Below are 7,069 nucleotides of genomic sequence, written 5' to 3'. Positions count from 1 at the left end.
GCCGAAGTGCGCGCGCAGCGCGGCGCAGAAATCTGGCGTGCCGCTGAGCGAGAAGGTCACCGTGTCCAGCTCCGGCGCCTCGCGGGTCTGCTGCAGGTCGAAGTCCCAGGCCGCCCCGTCGTCGAGCGCGCCGCGCGCATCGGGRAAAGTGGCATCGGCCCAGGCCAGCACCCGCGCGATCTCGGCCAGCACTTCGTGTGTTCTTGTGGGCACGGTCGAGGCCATGGCATCGAAGGTGCCGTGGCCCTCGGTGTCTTCGCTGTAGTCGAAATCCAGGTAGCGCAGTTCGGTCATGGTGTTGTCGATGCCTTGGCGGCGGCCAGTCCGCTCAGGACCGCGCCTTCGAGTGTCGCAGGGTAGGGGCCTTCGGTGTAGTCGCCGCAGGCCTGCAGGCCCGGCGCGATGCGCATCGGCGGCCGCGCGAGCGCGGGCGTGCAGGCGAAGGTGGCGCGCTTTTCGACCACGGTCTGCACGATGTGCAACGCCGCCTGGCCGAGCTGCACGGCGGCTTGCGCAAGCGCCTGCTGCTCCAGCGTTTCGCGCGGCGTTTCGTTCGCGCTCACCACCATGGCGAGCACGCCTTCGGGCCCGCCGAGCTGGCCGCGATCGAACACGAATTGCGCCGGCGCGGTGGCGGGATGGCTGCGCAGCGCGAGCATCGGCTGCGCGAGCGGCGTGGCGCCGCGCACGTAGATGGTGGCAATGGCCTCGAAGCGCAGGGCCTCGGTGCTTTCGCACCAGCGCTGCGCGGCCACGCCGGACGCGCGCACGAGCCGAGCCGCGTCCCAGGGGGCGCACGCCAGAACGACCTGATCGAAGCGCTCGCCGTCGACCCGCCATGCCGCGCCCTCGGGCGAGATGGCGAGCACGCGCGTGCCGATGCGCAGCGTTGCGTCGTGCTGCGCGAGCCATGCCAGGGCCGCGTCGGGAAAGAGCGCGCCCAGGTCGACGCGCGGCAGCAGCAGGTCCGCGCCGCCGCTGCCGCTGAAGAGCGCATCGTGCAGCACGCGCAGGAACACCTCGCCACTCGACTGGTCGACCGGCGTGTTGAGCGCGGAAACACACAGCGGCTCGATCAGTTCCTCCATCACGCGCGGCGTGAGGCCGCCACAGAGCGCGGCCACGGTGGTGCCGGCGGCGCAGCGGAATCCGGCGAGGCGCCATTGCACGGCGGTGCGCAGCAAAGTGGACTTGTCCCGCCACGACCAGCCGCGCGCCGTGAAGATGCCGGCCAGCAGGTCGAGCGGTGCAGGCAGCCGCGGCAGTTTCAGGCCGCCGCCATCGGCAAAGCGCAGCGAAAGAGGCAGCCGCAGCAGCGCCTGGCCGGCATCGATGCCCACTTCGCGCATCAGCCTGAGCGTTGCGGCGTAGGCACCGATCAGGATGTGCTGCCCGTTGTCGAGCACCAGCCCGTGCATGTGGTCGACCCGCCGCGCGCGCCCGCCCGCCATGTGCGCTGCTTCGTACAGCGTCACGGCATGGCCGAGCCGCGTGGCTTCGACGGCGCAGGCGAGGCCGGCCCAGCCGGCGCCGACGATGGCTGTTCTCAAATGCGCCCCAATGCCTGGACTTTCCACGCCAGCCAGAACTTGCGCACCGGCGTCAGGCTCACGCGCTGGTTCAGCACCTGGAAGTTGTCGCGCTCGATCTCGCGCAGCAGCGTGCGGTAGATGCTGGCCATCATGAGACCGGGCTTCTGCGCGCGGCGGTCGGGGGCGGGCAGCAGGGCGAGGGCTTCGTCGTATGCCGCATGCGCGCGTTCGGCCTGGAACTTCATGAGCGCGACGAAGCGCTCCGAATGCACGCGGTTGAGAATCTCGTGCGCCTTGACGTCGAATTTCTGCAGCTCGTTCACGGGCAGGTAGATGCGGCCGCGCAGCGCGTCCTCGCCAACGTCGCGAATGATGTTGGTGAGCTGCAGCGCCAGGCCCAGCTTGTGCGCATAGGCGGTGGTCTGCGGATCGGTCTGGCCGAAGATGCGCGCCGCGACTTCGCCCACCACGCCGGCCACCAGGTGGCAGTAGCGCGCGAGGCCGGGAAAGTCGAGGTAGCGGGTTTGGTCGAGGTCCATCTGGCAGCCGTCGATCACCTCGTTGAGCTGGGCGGGCTCGATGCCGTAGGTGGCGGCATGCGGCACCAGCGCCTGCATCACGGGATGGCGCGGCGGTCCCGCAAAGGACTGCGCGACCTCGGTGCGCCACCAGGCGAGCTTGGTCGCGGCCACGCCGGGGTCGCTGACCTCGTCGACCACGTCGTCGATCTCGCGACAGAAGGCATAGAAGGCCGTGATCGCGGCGCGCCGCGGCTTGGGAAGGAACAGAAACGCGTAATAGAAACTGCTGCCCGAGGCGGCGGCCTTGTCCTGTACGTATTGCTCGGGAGTCATCGGAGGGGCGCTTTCATGGGCCGCAATTGTCTCCGCATCCGAAGGGCGCGCCAGGCCAGCAGCGGCGCATCGGCCTTCCCGATTTTCGGGCGCTGCGAAAAGGTGTCGAAGCCCAGGTCCTCGATCTTGTCGAGAATGCGCAGGCCGCCCTGCACGACGAAGCGCAGCTCCCAGCCGGCGCGGCCGGGCAGGCGATGGACCAAGGGCGCGCCCTCAGCCATCAGCTCCCGCGCCCAGGCGCTTTCGACGGCGATCAGGTTGATGGCTTCCTGCGGCGGCGGGGCTTCGGCCAGCGGCATGAAGACCTTGAAACTCTCGCGCGTCAGGCCGCGCCGGGCACAGTCGGCCAGCGGCGGATAGAAGCGGCCGCGCGGCAGGTCCACGCTCGGGTCCTGCCAGAAATTGATGAGTTGCAGCGCGCTGCAGATGGCGTCGCTTTGCGCCAGCGCCTGTGCATCGTTCACGCCGTAGAGGTGCAGCAGCAGGCGGCCGACCGGGTTGGCGGAGCGGCGGCAGTAGTCGAGCAGTTCGGCGCGGTCGGCGTAGGTTCCGCCGTCGCGGGTCTTCTCGATGTCCTGCATGAAGGCGCTCAGCAGGTCGGCGAGCAGTTGTTCCGGAAGCTTGAACTGCGCGATGCTGTGGGCGAGCGGGCCGAACACCTGAGGCCAGCGCGAGGAGGGTGCCACCTGGCCGCGCGCGGCGGCTGCCAGTTCTTCGCGGTAGGCACGAAGAGAAATGGTAGATCGCTGCAATCGGCGGCCGCAGATGCGGCGGGCACAGCCAGGAGGCCACGGGGAAATTCTCGTAATGCGCCGGCGGCGCGGCAATATGGGGTGGTGCAGGCACGCCGCGATTGTCCGCGACACGCGGCGCGGACTATGCTCGCGGCGTCGCCAACATCTCACTTCCTTTTCATTCATGAATGCACCCACGCAGGCTCCCGCCGTCCCGAGTCCCGCGCCAGGCGAGGCGCCACATGCGGCGGGGCCGGGCCTGATGATCGCGGCGCTCGGGGTAGTTTTCGGCGACATCGGCACCTCTCCGCTCTACGCCTTCAAGGAAACGCTCAATCCCGAGCACGGCGTGGCGTTCACGCCCGATGCGGTGCTGGGCCTGCTTTCGCTGATCTTCTGGGGCCTGATGTTCGTGGTCACGCTCAAGTACGTGGTGTTCGTGCTGCGCGCGGACCACGACGGCGAGGGCGGCATCCTGGCGCTGCAGGCCCTCGCACGCAATGCGGTGGCGGGCCCGCGGACCCGGCCCTGGGTGCTGAACGTCATTGCGGGGCTCGGCCTGGTCGGCGCGGCCATGTTCTATGGCGACAGCCTGATCACGCCGGCGATCTCGGTGCTGTCGGCGGTCGAGGGGCTGGAGGTGCAGGCGCCGGTGCTGCAGCGCGTGGTGATCCCGATCACCATCCTGATCCTGCTCGGGCTCTTCGCGGTGCAGCGCAAGGGCACCGGCGCGGTGGGCAAGGTGTTCGGGCCGGTCATGCTGCTGTGGTTCCTGGTGCTGGCCGTTGCGGGCGGCTGGCAGGTGCTGCAGCATCCGCAGGTGCTGGCGGCGCTCGATCCGCGCCGGGCCGTCGCTTTCCTGGTCGAGCACCGGCTGCAGTCGCTGGCGGTGCTGGGGGCGGTGTTTCTTGCCTTTACCGGCGGCGAGGCGCTGTATGCCGACATGGGGCACTTCGGCGCGCGCTCGATCCGCTTCGCCTGGCTCTTCATCGCGCTGCCCGGGCTGGTGCTGAACTACTTCGGCCAGGGCGCGCTGGTGCTGGCGGAGCCGGCGGCGGTCGACAACCCCTTCTTCCGGCTCTTTCCTCCATGGGGCGTCGTGCCGATGGTGGTGCTGGCCGCGATGGCGACCGTCATTGCGTCGCAGGCCGTGATTTCGGGCGCGTTTTCACTGACTGCTCACGCGATGCGCATGGGCTACCTGCCGCGCATGCGCGTGGTGCAGACCTCGGGCTCGGCCATCGGCCAGATCTACGTGCCGGTCGTCAACTGGATGCTGATGACGGGCGTGCTGCTGCTGGTGCTGGGCTTTCGCAGCTCGGGGGCGCTGTCGGCGGCCTACGGCATTGCGGTATCGGTCACGATGGTGACCACCACGCTGCTGGCGGGCGTCGTGGCCTGGGGCCTCTGGCGCTGGAACAAGGTGGCGGTGGTCGTCGGGGTGGTGGCTTTTGCTGCCGTCGACCTGACTTTCGTGGCGGCCAACAGCCTCAAGATCGCCGAGGGCGGCTGGCTCACGCTGGCCGTGGCGGTGGCGGTGATGCTGCTGTTCACCACCTGGGCCAAGGGCCGCCGGCTGGGCCTGGAGGCCCTCGCGGCCGAGAGCATGCCGCTCAAGACCTTCGTCGAATCGCTGGCGCTCCACATGCCGCATCGCGTGCGCGGCACGGCCGTGTTCCTGAACGCCGATGCCACCGCCGTGCCCCATGCGCTGCTTCACAACCTCAAGCACAACCAGGTGCTGCACGAGCAGGTGATCGTGCTGCGGGTGCTGGCCTGCGACACGCCGCGCGTGGACGCGCGCCAGCGCATCGAGGCCGAGCAGCTGACGGACGGCATCTGGGTGGTCACCGCGCGCCACGGCTTCATGGAACGGCCCGACGTGCCCGAGTTCATCCGCATCCTGGCCTACCAGAAGACGCTGGCCATCGATTCGATGACCACCTCCTACTTCGTCTCGCGCGCCTCGGTGGGGGAGGAGCACCTCCCCGGCATGAACCCCGTGCGCCGCGCGCTCTTCGGCTGGCTGCAGCGCAATGCGGGCCGGGCGTCCGACTATTTCGAGCTGCCGGACAACCGGCTGGTCGAAATGGGCCAGAGGACCTGACAACCCCCGAATCTCGATTGACAGTCCCTGAGGTTTACCCTAAATTACTAACCAGTGGGTCAGTAATGACCGGGTTCGACCTTTCTAGGGTGTCTCATGACTGCCTCCTCCGGCTTTTCTCCTCTTGCCCGCAGTGCCGCCTGGCTGCTGCTCCCCGCCTTGTTCCTGGCCGGCTGTTCGCAGTCGAAGCCGGCCGAGGAACCCGTGCGCGCCGTCAAGCTGGTGACCGTGGGCACCAGCGATTTCGAGGCCCAGCCCGAGTTCTCGGCCGAGGTCCGGGCGCGCGTCGAATCGCGGCTGGGCTTCCGCGTGGCGGGCAAGATCACCAAACGACAAGCCGAGCTCGGCCAGCATGTGCAGGCCGGCCAGGTGCTGGCCCAGCTCGATCCGCAGGACTACCGGCTGGCCGCTGAAGCGGCGCGCGCGCAGCTGGCGGCAGCCCAGACCAACCGCGATCTCGCAGCGGCCGATCTCAAGCGCTATACCGAACTGCGCGCGCAGAACTTCATCAGCGGCGCCGAGCTGGAGCGCCGCGAATCCACCTGGAAGGCCGCGCAGGCGCAACTCGAGCAGGCGCAGGCCCAGCTTTCGTCGCAGGGCAACCAGGCCAGCTACACCACGCTGGTGGCCGACGTGGCCGGCATCATCACCGCCATCGAGGCCGAGCCCGGGCAGGTGGTGCAGGCGGGCACGCCGGTCGTGCGCATTGCGCAGGACGGCGCGCGCGACGTGGTGTTTGCGGTGCCCGAAGACCGCGCCGCGCTCATCAAGCCCGGATCGCCGGTCATGGTGCGCGGCTGGTCGGGCGGCAGCGAGCTGCAGGGCGAGGTGCGCGAAGTGGCGGCCAGCGCCGACGCAGTCACGCGCACCTACGCGGTCAAGGTGGCGATCGATGCCGCCACCTCGCCGGCGCTCGGCGCCACCGTGTATGCCCGCCCGCAGGCGCTGGCACGCACCGGCGGCGCGGTCATGAAGCTGCCGACCAGTGCCTTGCGCCAGGAAGGCAAGGGCACGGCGGTCTGGGTGCTCGACAAGTCGACCATGACGGTGCGCTCGCAACCGGTGCAGGTGGCCACGGCCGACGGCAACGAGGCCGTGATCGGCGCTGGCCTCGCGCCCGGCATGATGGTCGTGGCCGCGGGCGTGCATGTGCTCTCGCCGGGGCAGAAGGTCACCATCTACCAGTCGAAGGAGGCTGCCGCGGCAGCCGCCAACGCGAAGGAATCGGCGCAGCCGGTCGAGGCCGTGGCGGCCTCGAAGAAGGAGATCGCTGCAGGTGCTTCCAAATGACGGAAGGCGCAGCTACCACCGCCAAGCCCGCCGGCTTCAATCTTTCCAAATGGGCGCTGGACCACGCGCCCCTCACGCGCTACCTGATGGTGGTGCTGATGGTGCTGGGCGCCTTCGCGTACTTCCAGCTCGGCCAGGACGAAGACCCGCCGTTCACCTTCCGTGCCATGGTGGTTCGCACCTTCTGGCCCGGCGCCACTGCCCAGCAGGTGGCCGAGCAGGTCACCGACAAGCTCGAGCGCACGCTGCAGGAGGCACCGTACGCCGACAAGATCCGCAGCTACTCGAAGCCGGGCGAGTCGCAGATCATTTTCCAGATCAAGGACTCGTCCAAGGCCGCCGACGTGGCCAACGTCTGGTACACGGTGCGCAAGAAGGTCGGCGACATGCGCAACACGCTGCCGCCGGGCGTGCAGGGGCCGTTCTTCAATGACGATTTCGGCGACGTCTATGGCGTGATCTACGCGCTGGAGAGCGAAGGCTTCAGCCAGGCCGAGCTCAAGACCTTGGCCGACGAGGTGCGCCAGCAGCTGCTGGCGCCAGCAGCTGCTG

6 protein-coding genes and 1 pseudogene are annotated in these 7,069 nt (G+C 69.0%); 3 read left to right on the top strand and 4 right to left on the bottom strand.

Annotation, left to right across the window (positions count from 1 at the left end):
- The 4 genes and pseudogenes from AC1DOC_RS23360 to AC1DOC_RS23345 all read right to left on the bottom strand — a co-directional run.
- On the bottom strand, positions 1-294 hold a 294-nt coding region (locus AC1DOC_RS23360), incomplete at its 3' end, for a hypothetical protein (RefSeq protein ID WP_478130578.1).
- Positions 291-1,550, bottom strand: coding sequence for a hydroxysqualene dehydroxylase HpnE (gene hpnE / locus AC1DOC_RS23355; RefSeq protein ID WP_062361465.1), 1,260 nt, complete (start codon positions 1,548-1,550; stop codon positions 291-293). The genes AC1DOC_RS23360 and hpnE, both read right to left, overlap by 4 nt.
- Positions 1,547-2,386 carry a presqualene diphosphate synthase HpnD gene (gene hpnD / locus AC1DOC_RS23350; RefSeq protein WP_018907299.1) on the bottom strand — a complete coding sequence of 280 codons (840 nt, stop codon included), beginning with the start codon at positions 2,384-2,386 and terminating at the stop codon, positions 1,547-1,549. The genes hpnE and hpnD overlap by 4 nt, the downstream gene beginning before the upstream one ends.
- Positions 2,383-3,178 (bottom strand): annotated as a pseudogene (locus AC1DOC_RS23345) (squalene/phytoene synthase family protein). The gene hpnD and the pseudogene AC1DOC_RS23345 overlap by 4 nt, the downstream one beginning before the upstream one ends.
- A gap of 204 nt (positions 3,179-3,382) precedes the next feature.
- Here AC1DOC_RS23345 and AC1DOC_RS23340 point away from each other — a divergent pair.
- The 3 genes from AC1DOC_RS23340 to AC1DOC_RS23330 all read left to right on the top strand — a co-directional run.
- Positions 3,383-5,227 (top strand): potassium transporter Kup, encoded by a 1,845-nt coding sequence (locus AC1DOC_RS23340; protein WP_018907297.1) that lies wholly within the window; start codon positions 3,383-3,385, stop codon positions 5,225-5,227.
- A 96-nt stretch (positions 5,228-5,323) separates the two neighbouring features.
- On the top strand, positions 5,324-6,517 hold the full coding sequence (locus AC1DOC_RS23335; RefSeq protein WP_028254239.1) for an efflux RND transporter periplasmic adaptor subunit: 1,194 nt from the start codon (positions 5,324-5,326) through the stop codon (positions 6,515-6,517).
- Positions 6,514-7,069, top strand: a 556-nt coding sequence (locus AC1DOC_RS23330; RefSeq protein ID WP_478130577.1) for an efflux RND transporter permease subunit, incomplete at its 3' end; no start/stop codon positions are given. The genes AC1DOC_RS23335 and AC1DOC_RS23330, both read left to right, overlap by 4 nt.

Source organism: Variovorax sp. 01T439_2 (assembly GCF_056398445.1).
This window is presented reverse-complemented; position numbering and strand designations above follow the sequence as displayed.

Bases quoted from the DNA above. Each gene is read 5' to 3' on its own strand.
- hpnD (WP_018907299.1), bottom strand. From the start codon at position 2,386: ATGACTCCCGAGCAATACGTACAGGACAAGGCCGCCGCCTCGGGCAGC.
- AC1DOC_RS23340 (WP_018907297.1), top strand. From the start codon at position 3,383: ATGATCGCGGCGCTCGGGGTAGTTTTCGGCGACATCGGCACCTCTCCG.
- AC1DOC_RS23335 (WP_028254239.1), top strand. From the start codon at position 5,324: ATGACTGCCTCCTCCGGCTTTTCTCCTCTTGCCCGCAGTGCCGCCTGG.